Source organism: Nocardioides sp. NPDC051685 (assembly GCF_044453405.1).
In the GTDB taxonomy this organism is placed as follows: domain Bacteria; phylum Actinomycetota; class Actinomycetes; order Propionibacteriales; family Nocardioidaceae; genus Nocardioides.
The window spans coordinates 36,765-58,460 of record NZ_JBITCR010000010.1 but is presented as its reverse complement, the minus strand read 5'-3'; the positions used below and the strand labels follow the sequence as shown (position 1 = coordinate 58,460).

At 69.9% G+C, this 21,696-nt stretch carries 17 protein-coding genes and 1 tRNA gene; 9 read left to right on the top strand and 9 right to left on the bottom strand.

All coding sequences use genetic code 11. From position 1 onward, the window contains the following. Positions 1–3: 3 nt before the first annotated feature. Both ACIA03_RS23785 and ACIA03_RS23780 read right to left on the bottom strand, forming a co-directional pair. A complete protein-coding gene (locus ACIA03_RS23785; RefSeq protein WP_396987134.1) occupies positions 4–1,629 on the bottom strand; it encodes a long-chain fatty acid--CoA ligase in 1,626 nt (541 codons plus the stop codon). A gap of 57 nt (positions 1,630–1,686) precedes the next feature. Next, positions 1,687–3,117, bottom strand: coding sequence for a PLP-dependent aminotransferase family protein (locus ACIA03_RS23780; RefSeq protein WP_396987132.1), 1,431 nt, complete (start codon positions 3,115–3,117; stop codon positions 1,687–1,689). 78 nt (positions 3,118–3,195) lie between these two features. On the opposite strand from ACIA03_RS23780, the gene ACIA03_RS23775 reads away from it, so the two are divergent. Then, a complete protein-coding gene (locus ACIA03_RS23775; protein WP_396987130.1) occupies positions 3,196–3,819 on the top strand; it encodes a YitT family protein in 624 nt (207 codons plus the stop codon). A 22-nt stretch (positions 3,820–3,841) separates the two neighbouring features. Here ACIA03_RS23775 and ACIA03_RS23770 read toward each other — a convergent pair. Continuing rightward, positions 3,842–3,918, bottom strand: a tRNA-Arg gene (locus ACIA03_RS23770). A 405-nt stretch (positions 3,919–4,323) separates the two neighbouring features. On the opposite strand from ACIA03_RS23770, the gene ACIA03_RS23765 reads away from it, so the two are divergent. Next, positions 4,324–6,159, top strand: coding sequence for a hypothetical protein (locus tag ACIA03_RS23765; RefSeq protein ID WP_396987128.1), 1,836 nt, complete (start codon positions 4,324–4,326; stop codon positions 6,157–6,159). Positions 6,160–6,166: 7 nt separating this feature from the next. Here ACIA03_RS23765 and ACIA03_RS23760 read toward each other — a convergent pair whose 3' ends face one another. Together ACIA03_RS23760 and ACIA03_RS23755 are read right to left on the bottom strand one after the other, a co-directional pair. After that, complete coding sequence (locus ACIA03_RS23760) at positions 6,167–6,895, bottom strand: N-acetylmuramoyl-L-alanine amidase (RefSeq protein WP_396987126.1); 729 nt, start codon at positions 6,893–6,895, stop codon at positions 6,167–6,169. 155 nt (positions 6,896–7,050) lie between these two features. Continuing rightward, positions 7,051–8,475 carry an aminopeptidase P family protein gene (locus tag ACIA03_RS23755; RefSeq protein WP_396987124.1) on the bottom strand — a complete coding sequence of 475 codons (1,425 nt, stop codon included), beginning with the start codon at positions 8,473–8,475 and terminating at the stop codon, positions 7,051–7,053. 123 nt (positions 8,476–8,598) lie between these two features. On the opposite strand from ACIA03_RS23755, the gene ACIA03_RS23750 reads away from it, so the two are divergent. From ACIA03_RS23750 to ettA, 5 genes are all read left to right on the top strand, one after another. Beyond that, on the top strand, positions 8,599–9,765 hold the full coding sequence (locus ACIA03_RS23750; RefSeq protein ID WP_396987122.1) for a PrsW family intramembrane metalloprotease: 1,167 nt from the start codon (positions 8,599–8,601) through the stop codon (positions 9,763–9,765). Further along, positions 9,762–11,615 carry an ABC transporter gene (locus ACIA03_RS23745; RefSeq protein ID WP_396987120.1) on the top strand — a complete coding sequence of 618 codons (1,854 nt, stop codon included), beginning with the start codon at positions 9,762–9,764 and terminating at the stop codon, positions 11,613–11,615. The genes ACIA03_RS23750 and ACIA03_RS23745 overlap by 4 nt, the downstream gene beginning before the upstream one ends. Positions 11,616–11,642: 27 nt before the next feature. Continuing rightward, on the top strand, positions 11,643–13,295 hold the full coding sequence (locus ACIA03_RS23740; protein WP_396987118.1) for a GTP-binding protein: 1,653 nt from the start codon (positions 11,643–11,645) through the stop codon (positions 13,293–13,295). 150 nt (positions 13,296–13,445) lie between these two features. Then, positions 13,446–13,973, top strand: coding sequence for a single-stranded DNA-binding protein (ssb, locus tag ACIA03_RS23735; RefSeq protein WP_396987116.1), 528 nt, complete (start codon positions 13,446–13,448; stop codon positions 13,971–13,973). An 80-nt stretch (positions 13,974–14,053) separates the two neighbouring features. After that, the gene (gene ettA / locus ACIA03_RS23730; protein ID WP_396987114.1) at positions 14,054–15,736 is read left to right on the top strand and encodes an energy-dependent translational throttle protein EttA; all 1,683 of its coding nucleotides are present in this window, start codon (positions 14,054–14,056) and stop codon (positions 15,734–15,736) included. Between the two features lie 118 nt (positions 15,737–15,854). Here the strand turns inward: ettA and ACIA03_RS23725 are convergent, their stop codons facing one another. Then, a complete protein-coding gene (locus ACIA03_RS23725) occupies positions 15,855–17,153 on the bottom strand; it encodes an MFS transporter (protein WP_396987112.1) in 1,299 nt (432 codons plus the stop codon). Positions 17,154–17,324: 171 nt separating this feature from the next. Between ACIA03_RS23725 and ACIA03_RS23720 the strand changes: the two genes are divergently transcribed. After that, a complete protein-coding gene (locus ACIA03_RS23720; protein WP_396987110.1) occupies positions 17,325–17,804 on the top strand; it encodes a MarR family winged helix-turn-helix transcriptional regulator in 480 nt (159 codons plus the stop codon). A gap of 76 nt (positions 17,805–17,880) precedes the next feature. On the opposite strand, the gene ACIA03_RS23715 is transcribed toward ACIA03_RS23720, so the two are convergent. Continuing rightward, complete coding sequence (locus tag ACIA03_RS23715) at positions 17,881–19,095, bottom strand: acetyl-CoA C-acetyltransferase (RefSeq protein ID WP_396987108.1); 1,215 nt, start codon at positions 19,093–19,095, stop codon at positions 17,881–17,883. 110 nt (positions 19,096–19,205) lie between these two features. On the opposite strand from ACIA03_RS23715, the gene ACIA03_RS23710 reads away from it, so the two are divergent. After that, on the top strand, positions 19,206–20,072 hold the full coding sequence (locus tag ACIA03_RS23710; protein WP_396987106.1) for an acyl-CoA thioesterase: 867 nt from the start codon (positions 19,206–19,208) through the stop codon (positions 20,070–20,072). Positions 20,073–20,076: 4 nt separating this feature from the next. Here the strand turns inward: ACIA03_RS23710 and ACIA03_RS23705 are convergent, their stop codons facing one another. After that, positions 20,077–20,601 carry a hypothetical protein gene (locus ACIA03_RS23705; protein ID WP_396987104.1) on the bottom strand — a complete coding sequence of 175 codons (525 nt, stop codon included), beginning with the start codon at positions 20,599–20,601 and terminating at the stop codon, positions 20,077–20,079. A 94-nt stretch (positions 20,602–20,695) separates the two neighbouring features. Further along, positions 20,696–21,655, bottom strand: coding sequence for a DUF389 domain-containing protein (locus ACIA03_RS23700; RefSeq protein ID WP_396987102.1), 960 nt, complete (start codon positions 21,653–21,655; stop codon positions 20,696–20,698). Positions 21,656–21,696 lie beyond the last annotated feature (41 nt).

Genomic DNA, 21,696 nt, shown 5'->3' with positions numbered 1-21,696 from the left:
GGGCTACGCCGTGGGCAGCTTGTAGTCGGCGTACTTCTCGCGCAGGGTCTTCTTGGAGAACTTCCCGACCGAGGTCTTCGGCACCTCGTCGATGAAGACCACGTCGTCGGGGACCTGCCACTTGCCGAGGTTGTCGGCGAGGTAGCCGAGCAGCTCCTCCTTGGTCACCGACTCACCGTCCTTGACCACTGCGAACGCCAGCGGCCGCTCGCCCCACTTGGGGTGCGGCACCGCGACGACCGCGGCCTCGGCGATGCTGGGGTGGCCCATGATGAGGTTCTCGATCGCGACGGTCGAGATCCACTCACCACCCGACTTCACCAGGTCCTTGGTGCGGTCGACGATGCGTACGTAGCCCAGCGGGTCGATCGCGGCGATGTCCCCGGTGCGCAGCCAGCCGTCGGGCGAGAACGAGCCGGACGCTTCGACCTTGTAGTAGCCCGACGCGATCCACGGGCCGCGACACTCGAGCTCGCCGGTCGTCGTGCCGTCCCAGGGGAGCTCGTCGGTGGTTCCGGGCTCCACGATGCGGAGCTCGACGCCGACGGCCGGGATGCCCGGCGACGTACGGTAGTCGGCCTTCTCCTCCTCGGAGAGGCCGGAGATCTCGGCGCGCTCGTTGAAGACACTGCCGAGCGGCGACATCTCGGTCATGCCCCACGCCTGGGTGATCGGCAGGCCGATCGCCTCGCGCCAGGCCTCCGAGAGCGACTTCGGCACCGCCGAGCCGCCGCAGATGACCGCGCGCAACGAGGATAGGTCGGCGTCCTTCAGCAGCGGGACCATGCCCATCCAGATCGTGGGTACGCCGGCCGCGATCGTCACCTTCTCGGCCTCGAGGAGCTTGACGATGCCGGCGGGCGAGAGGTCGGGGCCGGGCAGGATCAGGTTGGCCCCGGCCAGCAGGGAGGAGTGGGCGAAACCCCAGCCGTTGGCGTGGAAGAAGGGCACCACGGGCAGCACGCGATCACGGTCGTTGGTGCCGAAGAGGGTGCCGGACAGAGAGGCCAGCGCGTGCAGGTACTGCGAGCGGTGGGTGTAGACGACGCCCTTCGGGTTGCCGGTGGTGCCGGAGGTGTAGCAGATCCCGGCGGCCGTGCGCTCGTCGGTGACCCGGCCCTCGATCACCGTCTCCTCGGCATCGGCCATCAGCTCCTCGTAGGACACGACCCGAGGGTCGTCGGGGAGCGGCGTCGGCGCCCCGTCGTCCATCACCACGACGTGCTTGAGCGTGGTCAGCTGGGGGAGGAGGGGCGCCAGCAGCCCGAGCAGCGAGCGGTCGACGAAGACCGCCTCGTCCTCGGCGTGGTTGAACGTGTAGACGAGCTGCTCGGGGAAGTAGCGGATGTTGCCGGTGTGCAGCACCCGGCCGGTGCAGGGGACGGAGTAGTAGAGCGCGAGGTGGCGCAGGGTGTTCCACGCGAAGCTCGCCACCCGGCCGTCCTCGGAGATGCCCAGCCGGTCGAGCACGGCGGCCTGCTTGCGTGCCTCCACGGTGAGGTCCTTGAACGTGTTGCGCTCCAGACCGGTGGCGGTCTTGGTGACGATCTCCCGCGTCGGGAAGACGCGCTCGGCGCGCCGGATGATCGTGTCGATGGTCAGCGGTGCGTCCTGGATCAGTCCTTGCATGTCCCACATCCTGACCGAATGTGGCGCGGGTCACAACAGATTCGCCGACTCGGTCAGTCAGACGACGGCCTCGGAGGTGGTGAGGGCCAGGGCAGGCGTGGAGGCCGCGCGCGGCCAGACCTCGGCGAGGATCTCGACCCCGCGTCGAACCAGGTCGGGGCGGGGCGTGATCGCCAGCCGCAGGTGACGCTCGTAGGCGCCGTCGACCCCGAACCGGGGCCCGGCGGTGACGAGCAGTCCGTGGGGTCTGGCGGCGAGGGTGAGCTGGGAGCTGACCGGCGCGGGCAGGCCGACCCAGGCGGAGAGGCCGCCGTCGATGCGTGGCGGCAGCTCCCAGTCGGGCAGGTGCTCGCGCATCGCGTGGTAGAGCGCGGCGCGGCCGGCGGCGAGCTGGGCGGCGCGCTCCTCGAGGATCTCGGGGAGATGCCGGAACAGGATCGTGGTGACCAGCTGCTCCCAGATCGGGGTGCCGAGGTCGGTCGCCGAGCGCCCGCTGGCGATCTGGGTCAGCAGTACCGGGTCCGCCCGGATCCAGCCGACGCGGAGCCCGCCCCACAGCATCTTGCTCGCCGAGCCGATGTGGACGACGCGGGCCTGGTGCTCGCCGGCCATCGCGGCCAGCGGCGGGAAGGTGTGCGGGCGGTCGATGTTCAGCTCGGCGGTGGTGTCGTCGGCTACCAGGAGCGTGTCGACCTTCCCCGCGGCGTGCAGCAGGCGGAGCCGGTCCTCGGTCGACATCGAGCGAGACGTCGGGTTGTGGAAGTCGGGCATGACGTACGCCATCACGGGGGTGGTGCGGGCGATGGCCGCCTCCATCGCCGGCATGTCCCAGCCGGCGTCGGTGGTCACCGGGCTCGTGATGATCCGGGCTCCGGCGAGACTGAGGGCGTCGTACGCGTTGGGGTAGGAGGGGCTCTCGGCGTAGGCCCGGTCGCCGCGGCTGATCACGGTGCGGGCGAGCAGGGCGATGGCGCTCTGGCCGCCGGTGGTCACCATGATCTGGTCGGGATCGGTCGGCAGGCCGCGATCGGTGTAGCGCGCCGCGATCTCCGCGCGGAGCTCCTCGATGCCCCACAGCGTGTATCCGGGGCCGGTCATGTGGTCGGCCAGTCGCCGGGTCGCCTCCACGGCGGCCTCGGGGAGCCGTCGGGTGGCCGGCAGGGTGGCCCTGACCAGGTCGATCTCGCCGCCCTCGGTGAACGAGTCGGGTGCGGTGGGCGGGAGCTTCGTCGTCGTACCCGACCCCTGCACGCTCAGCGCGTAGCCGTGCTCCCGCAGGCGCCGGTAGGCCGCCGTGATCGTGGTGCGGCTCAGCATCAGCCGCTCGGAGAGCTCACGCTCGGAGGGGAGGCGTACGTCGGCGGAGAGCCGCCCGTCGATCAGCAGGAGCTGGATGCGTTCGGCCAGGTTCTCGTACGCCGGGCCCTCTCCGTGCCACTGACCGAGCAGGCCAGCGAGCGCAGTGGCTCCGATTCTTCCGCGAGGCATGAGGCCACCTTACGCTGATTGGCTTCTTTACCTTCGATTGGACCCGTGATTGGCTTTGCAATCGTGAAGGATCTCTCTGTGAAGTCGCTCTCCTGGTTGATAACTGGACTCTTCCTCTATGGCATCGCACTCGCCATGCTCGTCCAGGGTGCGCTGGGCCTGGCTCCCTGGAACACGCTGACGTCCGGACTCGTCGAGATCACCGGCATCTCGTTCGGGATGATGACCAACCTGATCGGGCTGGCTGTCCTGCTGCTCTGGATCCCGCTGCGGCAGATGCCGGGCGTGGGCACCGTGCTGAACGTCCTCCTGGTCGGCACCTCGGCGGAGATCGGTCTCTGGCTGCTCCCGCAGCCCTCGGACCTGGTCGGGCAGGTCGCGCTCTTCAGTGCCGGCCTGCTCCTGCTCGGCGCGGCGACGGGGATGTACATCGCTCCGGGCCTCGGTCCTGGACCGCGTGACGGCCTGATGACCGGCCTGCACCAGCGGACCGGCGCCCCGGTCTGGCTCTGCCGTGCGGGCGTCGAGATCACCGTGCTCGCGATCGGCTGGCTCCTCGGCGGCCTGGTCGGGATCGGCACGGTCGCCGAGGCGCTGCTCATCGGTCCGCTGGTGCACCGCACCCTGCCGTTCTTCCGGACGATGTACGCCGGGAGGACGGCCGCAGACGCCGTCGTCGCCGAAACACGCGCGGGCGCATGATTTAACCCACACGAATTTCCTGTGGCGCCCCCGACAGGATTCGAACCTGTGACCGTCGGATTAGAAGGCCGATGCTCTATCCAGCTGAGCTACGGAGGCGTGGCCCGCGTGAGCACCCCGCCGGAAGGGGGTTTGCGCAGGCCGCGCCCGATCTTACCGGTGCCCGTATCCCTTGTGTGCATCGGAAACCGAAACGCTGACCGGAGTGTTACCAAGGTGTGGGGGGTATTTGGGTGCACTGTCCCCACACTGTCGACCAAGGTGTCCGGGTGGTGGACCACGAGGGTTCGAGACTCGACCGGATCATCGGTAAGGTCCCCGGACATGACTATGGAGTCCATGTGCACCTCGTGCGGTGCAGCCGTCACCGGTATGCGCTTCTGCACAGGTTGTGGGACCCCCGTCAGAAGCGCTCATCAGCCGCCGTCGCAGGGTGCACCGGAGCCGGTCGCGCCGCCGCGACTGCCGCAGCGGGGTGCCGTTCCTGACCAGGGTGGTCTGTCGTTGCCGAGGCGTGGGCAGGAAGCTGCGAGGCCCGCGCCCGAGGCCGACGCGGAGCCGGAGCCGTTGCCGCTCGGGCAGGTCCGGCGTACGCCCGGGGCGTCGATGGCGCCCCAGCTGAACATCACCGCGCCGAGCGGTGAGCAACCGGCCTTCGGCGGTGGCATGGCACCGCCGCCGGCAGGTTCGGAGGGTGGTGGTCTGTTCGGGCTGGCGGCGCGTACGCCGAAGTTCGAGCCCGAGCTCGCCTCCCAGTCCCAGTCGCTCTTCCTGCCGAAGCGCAAGCGCGTCGTGGAGGAGCCCGAGCCCGCGCCGGCTCCGGAGGAGCCCGAGGCGCCGGTGCAGGAGCGCGCCCCCGAGCCGCCCGCGCCGGAGCCGTGGGAGCCGCAGGCGCAGGCCGCCGCGCCCGAGACCCCCGAGCCCCAGCTGGTGGAGCCGCAGGCGCCGCCGGAGCCGGAGCCCGCGCCCATGCCTCCGCTGCCCTCGCGTCCGGCCGCGGCCCACAACCAGAGCGCGGAGCACCCCTCCTTCGCCGAGCCCGCGCCGCGGCTGGACGGCCCGGCGTACGAGGCGACCCACGAGGCGATGCCGCCGGTCGAGCGACGCCAGCCCGAGCCGGCCCGCCCCGAGGAGACCCAGGTAGCGATGAGCCCCAGCTTCGACACCGTCGAGGAGGAGGCCACCGGGGGCACCCGTCCGCGCGACGAGTTCGAGCAGTTCGCACCGCCGCAGCAGCAGTCGTTCGACGCCCCGGCGCCCGAGGCACGCTATGACGGCGGCCAGCCGGACTTCGGCCAGCCGGACTTCGGGCAGCCGGACTTCGGGCAGCCGGACTTCGGCCAGCAGAACCACGGTCAGCCGGACTTCGGCCAGCCCGACCAGGGGCAGCAGCCCCCGGCGTACGGCGACCCGGCCTATGCCCCGCTCGCGCCGCAGCTGGAGCCGGAGCAGGCCCAGTGGTCCCAGGGTTACGACCAGCCCCATGAGCAGCCGTACGACCAGGGCTACGAGCAGCCCTACGGGCAGCCGCAGAACCCGTCCCAGGACCAGTTCGGCCAGGCGTACGGTGACCCCTACGGCCAGAACGTCTACACCGACGCCACCCTCGTGGGGCAGCCGCCGGTCGGCGGGCCCAACACCCCGGCGCCGCCTCCGATGGCGCCGCAGGGCTACGACCCGTACGGGAACGCCTATGACGCCCGCTACGAGCCGCAGCGCGGTCAGGGTGGCCAGGGCAAGGGATCGGGCTTCGACCTCAAGCGCTGGGGCCTGATCGTCCTGGTGCTGGCCGTCGTGGTCGCGATCATCGCCTTCGTCATCGGCCTGGTGAACAAGGACGACGCCAACGCGAAGACCGGCACGTCCCAGGGCACCACCACGAGCGCGGGTGGCGCCGCGGCCGAGGCGAAGAAGATCGACGACCTCATCAAGACCTCCGCCGAGGACAAGGCGGCCATCGGCGCCGCCCAGGCCGACCTCGAGGCGTGCGAGAACATCGAGGAGGCGGTCCAGACCTTCCAGGACGCCGCGGCGTCCCGCAAGGAGCTGGCGACGAAGGTCGCCTCGATCGACACCGCCGTCCTCCCGGGATCGCAGAAGCTCGTCAAGAACCTCGAGTCCGCGTGGATGACCTCGCAGAACGCCGACCTGGCCTTCGCCGCCTGGGGCGAGAAGCGCAAGCTCAACGCCGACGGCGAGTGCGTCGGCGGCAAGCGCAAGCTGGAGAAGGCGACCACGCTCAGCCTGGCCAGCCACGACCCGAAGAAGGCGGCCGCCAAGGCGTGGGGGCCGATCGCGGAGGAGTACGGGCTCGAGCCCGTCGAGTGGACGAAGCTCTAAACTGAGTTCAGCGTGAGCGGAGGTACGCCGCCATCGCCCGTTCGATGGCGGCGGCCGCCTTCGCCTGGAACCGGTCGGACTTCAGCAGGCGCGCGTCCTCGGCATTGCGCATGTTGCCCGTCTCGAGCAGCACCTGCGGCACCGTGGTCAGGTTGAGGCCGGCTAGGTCGTCGCGCTCGACGAAACCACCCTTGCCGAGGTAGTCGGCCACCGGCATCCCGGTCTTCCGCATCTCGGTACGCAGCAGCTCGGCGTAGCGACGCGAGGGCTCGACGATCTCGTCGTTGGTGCCGGAGGGCACCGGGATCAGCAGCGAGAAGCCCCGCTCGGAGGCGGCCGCGCCGTCGGCGTGGATGTCGATCGCGACGTCGGCCTCGGCGTCGTTGATGATCTTCGCGCGCTTGTCGATGCATGGCCCGACTCCGTTGTTGCTGTCCCGGGTCATGACCACCTTCGCGCCGGACTCGCGCAGGTCGGCGGCGAGCTTCGTGGCCACGGCCCAGGTGAAGTCGGTCTCCGGGTAGCCGTCGTTCGTCGCGGTGCCGGTGGTGTTACACGGGCTCTGCGAGCGGCCGTTCCACACCGGCTCGTCGATCACCTCGGGGGCGCCCGCGTTGCCGCCGTTGTGGCCCGGGTCGATCCCGATCACGGTGCCCTCGAAGACGTCGTCCGGGATCGGCGACGCCGATGTCGAGGCGCTCGGTGTCGCCGACGCAGCCGGCTGCTGTCGTGGCATACGTCCCGGGCTGCACGCCATCAGGGCCAAGGCCAGCGCGAGGCAGCCGGCCACGGCGGCCGCTGACCGAGGTGCCTCGGTGAGCAGTCGCTTCCCTCGTGGAGCTCCACGAAGGCAGTGCCGCTCGACCGAGTCACCTCGGTCAGCATCCAACGTCACAGATACTGACCCATCCAGGCCTCGACGTCGTCGGCGGTCCGGGGCAGGCCGGAGGAGAGGTTCACCGCGCCGTCGGCGGTGACGACGATGTCGTCCTCGATGCGGATGCCGATGCCGCGCAGCTCCTCGGGGACGAGCTTGTCCTCCTTCTGGAAGTAGAGGCCAGGCTCGACGGTGAGGACCATGCCCTCCTGCAGCGGCCCCTCGACGTAGGTCTCCTTCGATGCGGAGGCGCAGTCGTGGACGTCGAGGCCGAGCATGTGGGAGACGCCGTGCAGCGTCCAGCGGGAGTAGGTCTTGTTGTCCTCGGAGAGCGCCTCGTCGACGGACACCGGGAGCAGACCGAGGTCGTCGAGGCCGTGGGCGAGGATCTCCATCGCGGCGAAGTGGCCGGCGCGGAAGGTCACACCCGGGCGGATCGCCTCGATGCCGGCCTGCTGGGCCTTGTAGACGAGCTCGTAGAGGTTGCGCTGCAGCGGCGTGAACGTCCCGGAGATGGGGAGCGTGCGGGTGATGTCGGCGGTGTAGAGGTTGTGGCCCTCGACGCCCATGTCGAGCAGCACCAGCTCGCCGGGGACGATCGGACCGTCGTTGTCGATCCAGTGCAGCGTGGTGGCGTGGGAGCCACCGCCGACGATCGAGTCGTAGCCGAGGTCGTTGCCCTCCGCACGGGCGCGGCGGAAGAAGGTGCCCTCGATCCAGCGCTCGCCGTGCTTGAGCACCTGGTCCCACTCGCGGACCGCGTCGGTGAAGCCGCGCACGGTGATGTCGCAGGCCTCTTGCAGCTCGCCGAGCTCCCACTCGTCCTTGATCAGGCGCAGCTCGGAGAGCGCCTTGGCGAACTCCTCGTCGCGACCGCCCTCGGCCGGGGTGACCAGCTTGTCGACGTCGGCCGCGACCCCGCGCAGGACCCGGGTCGGGGTGTTGCCGGAGAGCCCGGACTCGAGCTGGTCGACGTGGCGCACCTCGATGCCCAGCGAGTCGGAGAGCTCACGGGCCGAGGGTCGCGCACCGGCCCAGAGCGCGCCGTACTGACGGTCGCGGAAGAACTCGTCGGTGTCGCGACCGCTGCGCGGGCGGGCGTACAGGACCGAGGTGCCGTCGGGCTCGATCACGACGACGGCGTCGGAGGTCTGGTTGCCGGTCAGGTGGACGTGGGCGGTGTCGGCGCGGAAGCGGTAGTCGGTGTCGTTGGCGCGGACCTTGTAGGTGCCGGCCGGAACGACGAGGCGCTCGCCCGGGAAGATGCTCGCCAGGCGCTGCCGCCGCGCGGCTGCCCACGGCGTGATCGGATGCTCGGGAACCTCGGCCTCGCGGTCGTCCCAGCCCTCCCTCATGAAGTTGGACCAAGCTTCCGGAACCGGCTGGTCGTGGCTCTCGGTGTGGTCTTCTGCGGGGGTGGGGGCGCCGTTGTCCGTCATGTGGGAATCGTACGCCGCGCCGTGACGTCGACGCTCGTGAGTTCCCAGGCCACGGGGCTACGAGCGTGTCTCGATCGGTGTCTGGTGGCACGTCCGGTCCTGACGCCCGATAGTCTGGCGCGCATGGGGGCGATCCCGAAGGATCCGACGAGAGGCAGCCGCACGTTCACCATCGTGGTGGGCGTGCTCGTCGTGCTGGCCTCGTTGCCGGTGCTGGGCATCGTTTTGCTGAGCACCAGCGTGGTCAACGACCATCTCGCGCCGACCGGCGCGATCCTCGGGGTGCTCTTCGCAGCCGTCCCGGTGGTGCCGCTCGTCTATGCCTTCCTGTGGCTGGACCGCTACGAGCCGGAGCCGAAGTCGTTGCTGGCCCTCGGCCTGGGGTGGGGTGCCTTCGTCGCGGTCGCGGCCGCGCTGATCGTGCAGAGTGTGGGGGCACTGCTCGCCGGCTGGAGCGAGCCGACCCAGCTGGCGATCGTCGCGCCGGTCACCGAGGAGGCGGCCAAGGGGCTCTTCCTCTTCGTGCTGCTGGTCTGGCGACGCCATCTCCTCGACGGGGTGCTCGACGGGATCGTCTACGCCGGCATGGTCGGCATCGGCTTCGCGTTCACGGAGAACATCCTCTATCTCGGCGGCACCTACAACGGCACGCCCGGCATGGGCGACAGCTCGGCCGGACACATCGGTGAGTTCACCGTCGTCTTCGTGATGCGCTGCCTGTTCAGCCCGTTCGCGCACCCGCTCTTCACCGCCTTCACCGGCATCGGCATCGGGGTCGCGGTGGTGACCCGCAAGCGCTGGCTGAAGGTGGTCGCGCCGGTGCTGGGCTACAGCATCGCGGTGCTCACCCACGGCACCTGGAACGGCTCGACACTGCTCTTCGACGGGGCCGGCTTCCTGCTGGCGTACGTCGTGGTGATGGTGCCCGCGTTCATCTCGATGGTGGCCTTCGCGATCTGGCGGCGGAAGTCCGAGCGGATCGTGCTGACCCGGTCGCTGACCGACGCCGCCCAGCGAGGGCTGATTCCCTACACCGACATCGGCTGGGTGGTCGATCTGCGGCGGCGGGAGCAGGCGCGGAAGTTCGCGTCGACCCACGGAGGGGCTCAGGGGGTTGCGGCGATGCGTGAATACCAGCAGGCTGCGATCGAGCTCGGATACTTGCACTGGCGATTCCTGCGCGGCAACCCGCCGCCAGACTTCGCCGCCCGGGGGAGGGCCTACGTTGACCGCATCAGTGAAGTACGTCCACACATCGCGTTCCCGAGCGGACAGGTGATGACCGGATGACCGAGTACTTGCACAGTTCCGGGGCACAGGGCCCGGGCGAGGAGTCGAAGACGTACGAGGCGCTCACGGCGGGGATGCTCGCCGAGAAGCCGACCACCGAGTTCGAGGCCGCCAAGGCCCGGATCCTGGAGGGCGGCGAGGGCAACCGGATGGTGACCTCGCTCATCCAGCTCCACCAGGCATTGACCGAGGTCACCCTGCCGCTGGACCTGCCCGGCGCCGACGAGCAGCGAGCGGCGCGGCAGAACATGGTCGAGCAGCTCGAGGACTACATCATCCCGCGGATGATGACCATCGACGCGCCCATGCTCGCGGTCGTGGGCGGCTCCACCGGCGCCGGCAAGTCGACACTGGTCAACTCGCTGGTCGGCACCAAGGTGACCACGCCGGGCCTGCTGCGCCCGACGACCCGCTCGCCGGTGCTGGTGCACAACCCCGAGGACGGCCACTGGTTCGGCCAGGACCGCCTGCTCCCCGAGCTGGAGCGGGTCGATCATCCGACCAACGACCCCGGTGCGCTGCAGCTGGTCGCCAGCGACCGGCTCCACCCCGGCCTGGCGGTCCTGGACGCGCCCGACGTCGACTCCGTCGAGGAGGCCAACCGGGTGCTCGCGGCCGAGCTGCTGGCCGCCGCCGACCTGTGGATCTTCGTCACCTCGGCCGCGCGCTACGCCGACCAGGTGCCCTGGGAGTTCCTGCAGCTCGCCGCCAACCGCTCCACCGCGGTGGCCGTGGTGCTCGACCGCACCCCGACCGACGCCGTGCAGACCGTCGCCGGCCACCTGGCCCGGATGCTCGCCTCGCGCGGGCTCAAGGACTCCCCGCTCTTCATCGTCCACGAGGGCGAGGTCTCCGATCAGGGGCTGCTTCCGCCCGAGCACGTCGCCGAGGTCCGCGCCTGGCTCGACATGCTCGCCGACGACGCCACCGCGCGACACCAGGTCGTCACCCAGACCCTCGACGGTGCGGTGCGGGCCCTGACCCTGGAGGTCCACCCGATCGCCGACACCGCGGACGGCCAGGGCGAGGCCGCGCAGCGGCTGCGTACGGATGCGGACATGGCCTACGACGAAGCGCTCGCGTCGATCATGGCGGCGACCGCCGACGGGACGCTGCTGCGTGGCGAGGTGCTCGCGCGCTGGCAGGAGTTCGTCGGCACCGGCGAGATCCTCAAGGCGCTCGAGACGCGGGTCGGAGCGATCCGTGACCGGATCCTCGGAGCGGTCCGAGGCAAGCCGCAGCAGGCCGAGCGGGTCACCGCGGCCGTGCAGGGCGGCCTGGAGATGCTGATCCTGGAGCAGTGCGAGGCGGCCGCCGAGAAGGCCGAGGCGGCCTGGCAGATGACCCCGGCGGGGCGCGGGCTGCTGACAGCCGGCCCCTCCGACCTCGGCCGTGCCTCGCGCGCGCTGCGGCCCAAGGCCGAGCGTGCGGTGCGCGACTGGCAGCAGGACGTGCTCGACATGGTGCGCAGCGAGGGTCAGGACAAGCGTACGACCGCGAAGTTCCTCTCCTACGGGGTCAACGGCCTCGGTGTCGCGCTGATGGTGGTGGTCTTCGCCTCGACCGGAGGAGCGCTCGTCGGTGCCGAGGTGGGCATCGCCGGCGGCACCCTCCTGCTCGGTCAGAAGCTGCTCGAGGCGGTCTTCGGCGACCAGGCCGTGCGCGGGCTGGCCGCCAAGGCGCGCAAGGCGCTGGAGGTACGCATCGTGGGGCTCGTCGACGAGGAGCGTGCGCGCTACACGGGACAGGTGGACGCGCTGCAGATCGACCAGGGCGCACCGGAGCGGCTGCGCCACGCCGCCCGGAAGGTCGGAGACGCTCGATTCGCCAGCCAGCGCGGCGAAGACTGAGACTTGTGAGGGACTGAAGGGGGATCATTGAGCGGCCTGCTCGAAGGTGCAAAGAACCTGGTCGGCCGAGGTGGAGACCTCGGTGACCGGCTGGACGGACTGACCGCTGCGACCGCGGCCGCGACCGGGCGCCTCGACGACGGCCTCGTCGAGAACGCGCGCAGCGTGGTCAACAAGGCTCAGGGGCGGCTCAAGCTCTCCGCCGAACACACGGTCGTCGGTGTCGCGGGGGCGACCGGGTCGGGCAAGTCGTCCACGTTCAACGCCCTGACCGGGTTGGAGCTCTCCGCCGTCGGCGTCCGCCGGCCGACCACGTCGTGGGCCACCGCCTGCGTCTGGGGCTCGGAGGGCGCTCAGGAGCTGCTCGAGTGGCTGGGCATCCCGGAGCGCCACCAGACCACCCGCGACTCGATGCTCGACACCCGCCGTGAGGGGCACGAGCTCGACGGCGTGGTGCTGCTGGACCTGCCCGACCACGACTCCACCGAGGTCTCCCACCATCTCGAGGTCGACCGGCTGGTCGAGCTCGCCGACATGCTGGTGTGGGTGCTCGACCCGCAGAAGTACGCCGACGCGGCCATCCACGACCGCTACCTGCAGCCGCTGCGCACCCACTCGGAGATCATGGTCGTGGTGCTCAACCACATCGACCGTGTTCCCGAGGACCGTCGCGAGTCGATGCTGGGTGACGTACGCCGGCTGCTGGATCAGGACGGGCTGCGCAACGTCCCGGTGATCCCGGTCTCGGCCAAGCTCGGCTGGGGGATCCCGCAGCTCAAGGCGGAGATCGCCCATCGCGCCGCGGCCAAGCGAGCCAACAAGTCCCGGCTCTCGGCCGATATCAAGACCGCTGCCGTGAAGCTCGCCAAGGCGTCCGGCGACGCCAAGCCGCGCTCCCTGGCCAAGCCCCGGGTGGAGGCCCTCGAGGACGCCATCTCCGAGGCCGCCGGGGTGCCGACCGTGGTGGACGCGGTCGAGCGTTCCGTACGCACCCGGGCCCGTGCGGCCACCGGCTGGCCAGTGGTCTCGTGGGTCTCCCGGCTGAAGCCGGATCCGCTGAAGCGGCTTCACCTGGCCCTGGGCGAGGAGGCGACGCAGCTGGCCGGGCGTGCCCGCACCTCGATGCCGCAGACCACCGCCGTCGAGCGGGCACGGGTCGACACCGAGGTGCGGCAGCTGGCCGACGAGGCCGGAGCCGGCCTCGCCTCGCCGTGGCGCGACGCGATCCGCCGGGCCTCGGTCTCGCGGATGGGCGACCTCGCCGACAGGCTCGATGCCGCGGTCGGCGGTGTCGACCTGAACGCCGAGCGGCTGCCGCTGTGGACCGGGGTGGTGAAGGCGCTCCAGTGGCTGCTGATCGTCGTCGCCGGCGTCGGGCTGGTGTGGTCGGTGGCGCTGCTCCTCTCCGGGGCTTCCCAGGTGGGCGACGTGACGCCGTCGGTCGCCGGTGTCGAGCTGCCCTACGTCCTCTTCGTCGGAGGTGTCGGGCTCGGGCTGCTGCTGTGGTTCGGGTGTCATCTGCTGGTGGTCAGCACCGCCCGGCGGCGGGCGCGGTTGGCTGATGGGCGGCTGCGTACGGCGATCGCGGAGGTCTCTCGCGAGCTCGTCGTCGACCCGATCGAGACCGAGCTCGCGGCCTACTCTGCGCTCCGCCACGGGGTGGCCAAGGCGCTGCGCTGACCGATCGCCGGGCCGATCACTGTCCACAGGGACGGTTCGATCCGGGGTTGTCCACAGGCAGACGTACGCCGCCCGGAACTGTCGGTGGTCGAGCGCAGGGTTGTCTCCGAGGGCCCGCACCAGGCGGGCGCGAACACTGAGGAGACAACGATGAACGACTCGATCATCACCCTGCGCGGCTACGTCGGCGCCGACCCCGTCGTCCGCACCGTCGGTGAGGTCTCGGTGGCGAACTTCCGGATGGCGTGCACACCACGGAAGCTCAACCGGTCGACCGGCGAGTGGAGCGACGGCGTGACGCAATGGTTCACGGTCAGCGCCTGGCGGCAGCTGGGGGAGAACGTCGGGCGCTCGCTGCGCAAGGGCGACCCCGTGGTCGTCCAGGGGCGGCTCTCGGCCCGCAGCTACGTCAACAAGGACGGCCTCGAGGTCAACACGTTCGAGGTCGAGGCGAACGTGGTCGGCCACGACCTCAACCGCGGGATGACCAGCCTGTCGCGCAACCCGCGTACGTTGGCCGCGGTCGCCGCTCCTGCCCCCGCACCCCGCGAGGAAGACCCCGAGCGCGACCCGATCGCCGACTGGCGCGCGCCGGGATCGGACCCGTGGGAGGAGAAGCCGGCGACCGCCGCCGACGCCGAGGCGCCTGCCGAGACGGAGAGCACCGTGGCGGCCTGAGGTGGGTCGGGCGCGCGCCGGGTGGGCGGCGGGGTGCGCCGGTTGTACCGGCGTGCCTCTCCCTCATTAGGGTGGGCCCCATGGCCGACTACATCCTCTCCCTGCGCAATGTGCGCAAGGCCCATGGCGACAAGGTCGTCCTCGACAACGTCACCCTCTCGTTCCTGCACGGTGCCAAGATCGGCGTCGTCGGCCCGAACGGCATGGGTAAGTCCTCGCTGCTCAAGCTGATGGCGGGGCTCGACCACCCCAACAACGGCGACATCGTCCGTGACCAGGACGCGACCGTCGGGATGCTCCAGCAGGAGCCGCCGCTGTCCGAGGGCAAGACCGTCCTCGAGAACGTCGAGGAGGCGGTCGGCGAGATCAAGTCGAAGATGAAGCGCCTCGAGGACGCCTACATGGAGATGGGCGACCCCGACGCCGACCAGGACGCCCTGATGGCCGAGACGGGTGAGCTCCAGACCTACCTGGACAACATCAACGCCTGGGACATCGACTCCAAGCTGGAGCAGGCGATGGACGCGCTGCGCTGCCCTCCGGGTGACGCGATCGTCGACAACCTCTCCGGTGGTGAGCGCCGCCGGGTCGCGCTGTGCAAGCTGCTCCTGCAGGAGCCCGACCTGCTGCTGCTCGACGAGCCCACCAACCACCTCGACGCCGAGTCGGTGCAGTGGCTGGAGGGTCACCTCAAGTCCTACAAGGGCGCCGTCCTGGCCGTCACCCACGACCGTTACTTCCTCGACAACGTCGCCGAGTGGATCGCCGAGGTCGACCGCGGCTCGATCCACGGCTACGAGGGCAACTACTCCACCTACCTGGAGACCAAGAAGGATCGTCTCAAGGTCGAGGGGCAGAAGGACGCCAAGCGCGCCAGGATGCTCGAGAAGGAGCTGGAGTGGGTCCGCTCCAACGCCAAGGCCCGCCAGACCAAGTCGAAGTCGCGTCTGGCCCGTTACGAGGAGCTCGCCGCCGAGGCTGACAAGGCCCGGAAGATCGACACCGCCGACATCAACATCCCGCCGGGCCCGCGCCTGGGCGACGTGGTGATGGAGGCCAAGGGTCTGACCAAGGGCTTCGAGGGCCGTACGCTGTGGGACGACATCTCGTTCTCACTGCCGCGTGCCGGCATCGTCGGCATCGTCGGCCCCAACGGTGTCGGCAAGACCACCCTGTTCCGGATGATCACCGGCTCCGAGACGCCCGACGCAGGTGAGCTCAACGTCGGCCAGACGGTCAAGATCTCCTACGTCGACCAGAGCCGTGGCGGCATCGACCCCAACAAGAACGTCTGGGAGGTCGTCTCCGACGGTCTGGACTTCATCAAGGTCGCCAACTTCGAGATGAACTCGCGGGCCTACGTCGCCTCGTTCGGCTTCAAGGGTCCCGACCAGCAGAAGAAGGCCGGCGTGCTCTCCGGTGGTGAGCGCAACCGCCTCAACCTGGCGCTCACCCTGAAGCAGGGCGGCAACATGCTGCTGCTCGACGAGCCCACCAACGACCTCGACGTCGAGACGCTCTCCTCGCTGGAGGACGCGCTGCTCGACTTCCCGGGCTGCGCCGTGGTCACCTCCCACGACCGGTGGTTCCTCGACCGCGTCGCCACCCACATCCTCGCCTGGGAAGGCACCGAGGAGAAGGAGGGCGAGTGGTTCTGGTTCGAGGGCAACTTCGAGTCCTACGAGGCCAACAAGATCGAGCGCCTGGGCCTTGAGGCCGCTCGCCCCCACCGCGTCACCCACCGTCGCCTCACCCGCGACTGATCGAACCCCAACCGACTCGGCGCGTCTGTCTCGTACGGACGCGCCGAGTCGGCGCGTTCTGACCGAAGCCCTCGCCGAGTCGGCGCGTCATGACGAGCCGACTCGGCGGGCGGTGGCGTCAGTTCGAGCCGACTCGCTCGGCGGTCAGGGCGGGACGTACGCCGTTCACGGCGGGGGTGATCCGGCGCTCGAGTCGCATCGCGCCGGCGACGATGCCGACGCAGCCGACCACCATCAGCGCGATGAACACCGTCGACTGACCGTGCTCGAGCAGGAACCCGGCCAGGATCGGGCCGACGATCGCGCCGGTCTGGAACGAGGCCGAGTTGATCGCGTTGTAGCGCCCACGCAGGTGGTCGGGGGCCATGTCGTTGGTCAGGGCGGGGTAGGCCGACTGCATCAGCGTCTCGCCGAGGGCGAAGAACAGCCCCTGGAAGGCGACCACGCCGACGATGGCCGCGACCGAGCCGGGCACCAGGCCGGTCGCCCCGAACACGACCCAGGCGACGCCCCAGATCCCCGCGGTGGCGATCAGCACCCGGGTGCGCCGCCGGCCGCTGACCCGGTTCATCACCCAGAACTGGGCGAGCACGATCACTGCGCAGTTGACCACGAACGCGAACCCGACGACCCGGGTGGAGACCTCGGAGATCTGCCGCGAGTAGGCCGGGAATCCGCTCTCGATCTGGCCGTAGCCGAGGGTGGAGAGCAGCACCCCGATCACCACCAGCCAGATGACCTCGGGACGGCACAGGATCGTGGCGTACGACGCGGTCGCGTCGGGCTCGTCGGCTGCGGGACGCGCGGCGCGGCCGTGCAGGTGCCGCAGCGGGCCGAGCAGGACGAGCGCCGGGATCGTGAAGGTGGCGGCGTTGGCCAGGAAGGCGTAGGTGAACGTCTCCGGCTGGGTCACGTCGATGAAGAGCCCGCCGATGACGCCGCCGACGCCGATGCCGAGGTTGATCAGCGCGAAGTTCACCCCGTAGTAGCGCTGCCGCAGCTCGCCCTCGACGACGGTGGCGACCAGCGCGTTGGCGGCGGGCCAGGACACCCCGGCCTGGACACCCAGGAGGCAGAGGGCCGCACCGGCGAGCACCGGGGTGGTGGCGAAGGCGAGCATGACGTCGCCGGCGATCGCACAGACCAGGCCGCCGAGGATCACGGGACGGGCTCCGTACCTGTCGATCAGGGTGCCCGCCGGGCCGGTGACCACGAAGCCGACGATGGCGATCAGGCCCATCAGGGTGCCGGCGAGACCGAGGTCGAAGCCGCGTACCTCATGCAGGTAGATGATCGTGAACGGCAGCGTCATGCCGCGACCGAGGAGCTGGATCGCAACCGTCGAGAGCAGCCAGCGGCCCTCGCGTGGCAGTGCGGCTAGGAAGTCACGGAGACCGAGAGCAGGGGGAGTTGACACCGCACAATCTTCGCCTTTACCTGGAGCCGTGGCGAATTGTTTCTCGGGCCCCGAGGTCGGTCATCCCGGGCTAAGGTCCCGCCATATTTCTGCCCTTGGTCCCGACTTCGTCGCAGCAAAATGCGTGCCCGTGCGCGGAACAGCCCGGCCGGAGGTCTAACGTAATGCCCCGTGGGTGATGAGACTCGGTGGCTGGACGAAGAGCAGCAGCGCTCATGGCGTGCGCTGATGATGGGGATGACCCTGCTCGATGACCGCCTGGACGCCGATCTGCGGGCCCGTTTCGACATCTCGCTGCCGGAGTACGAGATCCTCGTACGGCTCTCCGAGAACGACGGCGCCATGCGGATGGCCCAGCTCGCCGACTCGCTGGCTCACTCGCGCTCCCGGGTCACCCACACGATCACCCGGATGGAGCGCTCCGGACTCGTCGAGCGCCGCAACTCGGCCGAGGACGGCCGTGGTGTCGTGGCGACTCTCAGCGACCGCGGCTTCGAGCTGTTGCGGGAGGCCGCCCCCGTCCATGTCACCGGCGTACGCGACTACCTCATCGATCTGGTCAGCGCGGAGGACTTCGCGGCCCTGGGGCGCGTGATGAACGCGGTCTCCGACCACCTCATCAGCGACCGCCCCGGCATCGAGATGCGCTGAGATCTGCCGAGTCGGCGCGTTAGAACGCGCCGACTCGGCGCGATCTCCGGTCAGAACGCGCCGAGTCGGCGGGATGTCAGATGCGCTCGAGGATCATCGCCATGCCCTGGCCACCGCCGACGCACATGGTGATCAGACCGGTGGTCTTGTCGTGCCAGTCGAGGCTGTTGAGCATGGTGTTCTGCAGGCGCGCGCCGGTCATGCCGAAGGGGTGACCGACGGCGATGGCGCCACCGTTGATGTTGAGGCGGTCGATGTCGATGCCGAGGTCCTGGTAGGACGGGATCACCTGGGCCGCGAAGGCCTCGTTGATCTCGACCAGGTCGATGTCGCCGATCGACATGCCGGCGTACTTGAGCGCGTTCCGGGTCGCCTCGACCGGGCCGAGGCCCATGATCTCGGGGGAGAGGCCGGAGACGCCGGTGGACACGATCCGCGCCAGCGGGGTGACGCCGAGCTCGGCGGCCTTGGTGTCGGACATGACCACGACGGCGGCGGCGCCGTCGTTGAGGGCGCAGCAGTTGCCGGCGGTGACGGTGCCGTCCTCGCGGAAGACCGGCTTGAGGCCGGAGATGGCCTCCAGGGTGACGCCGGCGCGGGGGCCGTCGTCGGCCGAGACGACGGTGCCGTCGGGCGTGGTGACCGGGGTGATCTCGCGGGCCCAGAAGCCGTCGGCGATGGCCTTCTCGGCGAGGTTCTGGGAGCGTACGCCGAACTCGTCCATCTCCTGGCGCGAGATGCCACGCGAGGTGGCGAGGTTCTCCGCGGTCTGGCCCATCGCGATGTAGACGTCCGGCAGCAGGCCGTCCTCGCGCGGGTCGTGCCACTTCTCGTTGGAGGCGGCGGTCGCGGCGGTCCGCGACTGGGCGTCGTCGAAGAGGTGGTTGACGGTGTCGGGGAGGTGGTCGGAGGTGCCCTTGAAGAAGCGGGACACGGTCTCGACACCGGCGGAGACGATGATGTCGGCCTCGCCGGCCTTGATCGCGTGCAGCGCCATCCGCGAGGTCTGCACCGAGGAGGAGCAGTAGCGGGTGATGGTCGCGCCGGGGACCTTGTCCCAGCCGTTCAGCACCGAGACCACGCGACCCATGTTGTTGCCGGACTCGCCGCCCGGCAGGCCACAGCCGAGCAGCAGGTCGTCGATGTCGTTGGGGTCGAGACCCTCGACCTTCCCGACGGCCTCCTTGGTGATGAGGGCCGCAAGGTCGTCCGGACGGAAGTCCTTCAGGGATCCCTTGTTGGCTCGCCCGATCGGGGTACGGGCGGCGGCGACGATGACTGCCTCAGGCATGAAGACTCCCGGTTACTGATGAGTAGAGGACTGTGGTCGACACCATACTCGCCCGGCCGCTCCGTGGTGACCAGGCCCAGCGTCCAAGATCGTCTGGAAGGATCGGCCGCGTGCGCCACCTCTACGAATGCCCCATGCGCTGGGCCGACCTCGACATGCTCGGCCACGTCAACAACGTCGTCTACGTCGACTACCTCCAAGAGGCGCGCGTGGACATGCTGCGCACGCATGCCCGAAGCCCGCAGACCCAGGGACTGGCCGAAGGAGTCGTGGTCGCCAGCCACCAGGTCACGTACGTCGAGCCGCTGCTGTTCGACTTCACGCCGGTCTACGTCGAGTCCTGGGTGACCGAGATCCGGGCGGCGAGCTTCACGATGGCCTACGAGATCTTCCGCACCGCGCCGGACGGCACCCGCACGGTCTTCCTGCGGGCCAGCACCGTCCTGGCGCCGTACGTCTTCGCCACCGAGTCGCCGCGCCGGCTCAAGCCGGAGGAGAAGGCCAACCTCAAGCCCTACCTCGAGGCCGATCCGGAGGGTTGGGCGCCGAAGCCGCTCGCGCTGGGTGAGCCGAAGCGCCTCGAGGCCGGACACTTCCCGCTCTACGTCCGCTTCTCCGACGTCGACGCCTACGGGCACGTGAACAACGTCAAGTACTTCGAGTACTTCCAGGAGTCGCGGGTGGCGCTGATGCAGCGGCTCAGGTCGCACCGCGGCATCGACACCTGGCCGTCCGTCGTCGTCGCCCAGACCGACGTCTCCTACCACGCGCCGATCCTGGCCCGCTCCGAGCCGTACGACGTGTGGAGCCACGTCTCGCGGCTGGGCACCAAGTCGATGACGATCGAGTCCGAGATCGCCGACGGGGACCTCAGGCTCGCCCGCGGGCAGGTCACGCTGGTCTTCTACGACCTGGAGTCCGGGACCTCCGTCGAGCCGACCCCGGAGGTGCGCGCGGCGATCGAGAGCGTCCTCTAGAGCCTCAGTCGCGCTGGTCGCGATCGTCGCAGCCGTCGCGGCGGTCGTCGCGATCGTCGCGGTCGGCGCGGCGGCACTCGTCGTCCCACCCGCTCCACTCGTCCCAGCTCCACTCCCAGCCGTCCTGGGCCGCCGTGAAGTCCTGTCCGGGCATGGCCGGGACCTGGCCCGAGGGCTCGGCCGGCTTCTTTCGCGCCTTCCGGGCGCTCAGCGTGCTGCCCTCGGCGGGCTGTTGCGCCTTCGGCGTCGAGTCGGATGGCGCGAGCAGGTCACGCGAGGCGAGCTGGGTGGCGAGGGACGCGCCAGGCGGAGGGGGCAGCGTGCCGACGGAGGTGTCCTCGGCGGCGTCGACCGGCTCGGGCGGACCCGTCGGGCCATCGACCACGCTCTGCGGACCGGTCGCCTGCTGGGCGGGCTGGCTCGCCTGGTCCGGTCCGATCGACCGTAGACCCCCGATGAGCAGTGCCATCGCGACGGTGGCGACGACGGCAATTCCGACTCCGACGATGGCCCGCTGAATTGCCCGCATGCGTCCTCCGAGAGCGCTCAGGTCGACAGATTGTTCCGCTTGAGGCCAGTAGCCTCCCAGTGCTTGCGGCAGATGTCGAGAAGCGGGACCTTTGTCAGCGTTTCCTGAGCCGCGCCACCAGCAGCGCGCGACGCTCGGAGATGCGCTGCCACACCAGATGCTGAACCGCGAGCGTCGCCCATCCGGCGAGCGCCATGCCGGTGATGTTGAGGAGCAGCTGCAGCACGCTTCCCCAGACCTCGTGGCCCACCCAGAAGGCGAGGCCGAGTGCGATGTTGGCCGCAGCCGGGATGGTGGTGACCGAGATGAAGACTCCGGAGAGGCCGCCGACGCGCGACGAGGTGAGCGCGAGCACCCCCGCGGCCGCCGCGATCAGCGCCACGATGAACGACCACTTGTCGGGGGTGTAGATGAAGCCCGTCCCCGGCCGCTCGGCGAGGACGTCCTCGAGGGTGATCCAGCCGAGCGCGCGGCCGATGAGAGCTGCCACTGTGGTGAGAACGATGCCGACCAGGAACCCGAGGGCGAGGGTGCCCAGGGAGCGGCCGAGAAGGTGGTAGCGGTGCCTGACCAGAGCGACTCCGAGGGCGGCGATGGCACCGAACTCGGGGCCGATCACCATGGCCCCGATCACCAGGATCTGGGAGTCGAGGACGATCGCGATCCCGGCCAGCATCGTCGCGAGGGTCATCAGACTCATGAACGTCCAGTTGGCCTCGGTGTCGTCGTAGGCCTGCTGGGTGACGTCGGCCCACACCACGCTGTCGGCGCTGCTTCCAGGAGCCAGGTCGGCGGCCTTCAGAGCGCCGTCCGATATCCAGGCCTTCGTGGCATCGACGTGGATGCTGCCCTGCTTGTGCACGTCCAGCTCACGGAGCCGGTCGATGATGTCGTTGGCGGCCTCCCGGGCCACCCCGGCCATGACCACATCGCCCTCGGGACGCAGCGAAGCGCCCGGCAACGACGAGAGCTCGCTGACCGCAGGATCGGCGGTGAGGATCTCGAGGACCTCGGGTGTCAGGTGCGTCGGCAAGGTGATCCGCAGCTGCAGCATGGGCACATTGTTGCGGACGGGCCCGTGGTCGAGCCCGTGCC